General features: G+C 66.7%; 1 protein-coding gene. It reads right to left on the bottom strand.

Annotated features, from left to right (window positions below; translation table 11 throughout):
* A partial coding sequence (gene ahcY / locus ACIQF0_RS47615; protein ID WP_401041609.1) for an adenosylhomocysteinase occupies window positions 1-1,226 on the bottom strand: 1,226 nt, incomplete at its 3' end.
* Window positions 1,227-1,242 lie beyond the last annotated feature (16 nt).

The following is a 1,242-nucleotide window of genomic DNA, read 5'->3' as shown; positions in this document are numbered from 1 at the left end:
GGGTGGCCGGTGGCGTTGCCCAGGTTCATCAGGCGGCCCTCGGACAGCACGATGATCGTGCGGCCCGACGGGAAGATCCACTCGTCGACCTGCGGCTTGATGGTGTTCTTGCGGATGCCCGGGTAGCGCTGCAGACCGGCCATGTCCAGCTCGTTGTCGAAGTGACCGACGTTGCCCAGGATCGCCTGGTGCTTCATCTGCGCCATGTGCTCGACCGTCACGACGTCCTTGTTACCGGTCGTCGTGATGACGATGTCCGCGATCGGCAGCACCGTCTCCAGCTTCGCGACCTGGTAACCGTCCATCGCCGCCTGCAACGCGCAGATCGGGTCGATCTCGGTCACGATGACGCGGGCGCCCTGGCCGCGCAGCGACTCCGCCGAGCCCTTGCCGACATCGCCGTAACCGCACACGACGGCGACCTTGCCGCCGATCAGGACGTCGGTGCCGCGGTTGATGCCGTCGATCAGCGAGTGACGGATGCCGTAGCGGTTGTCGAACTTCGACTTCGTCACCGCGTCGTTGACGTTGATCGCCGGGAAGAGCAGGTCACCGGCGGCGGCCAGCTGGTACAGGCGCATCACGCCCGTCGTGGTCTCCTCCGTCACGCCGCGGATGCCCTCGGCGATGTTCGTCCACTTCTTGCCATCCTGCGCAAGAGAGTTGCGCAGCGTCTCGAGGACGATCTGCCACTCTTCCGGGTCATCGGCTTCAGCCGACGGGACGACACCGGCCGCCTCGTACTGCACGCCCTTGTGCACCAGCAGCGTGGCGTCGCCACCGTCGTCCAGGATCATGTTCGGGCCCTTGCCGTCGGGCCAGGTGAGCATCTGCTCGGCGGTCCACCAGTACTCCGGCAGGGTCTCGCCCTTCCACGCGAAGCAGGCGACCCCCTTGGGCTCCTCCTCCGTCCCGTGCGGGCCCACCACCACGGCGGCGGCCGCGTGGTCCTGCGTCGAGAAGATGTTGCACGAGGCCCAGCGCACCTCCGCACCCAGGTCAACCAGGGTCTCGATCAGAACAGCCGTCTGGATCGTCATGTGCAGCGAGCCCGAGATGCGGGCGCCCTTGAGCGGGTACACCCCGGAGTACTCGCGGCGGAACGCCATGAGGCCGGGCATCTCGTGCTCGGCCAGACGGATCTCCTTGCGGCCGAACTCGTGGAGTGACAGATCGGCCACTGCGAAGTCAATGCCGTTGCGGGTCTGCAACCGTTCCGCGGTCATCGCGAAGTCCTCCAAG

Origin of the sequence: Lentzea sp. NPDC092896, from assembly GCF_044754905.1 — a bacterium.
GTDB lineage: Bacteria > Actinomycetota > Actinomycetes > Mycobacteriales > Pseudonocardiaceae > Lentzea.
This window is presented reverse-complemented; position numbering and strand designations above follow the sequence as displayed.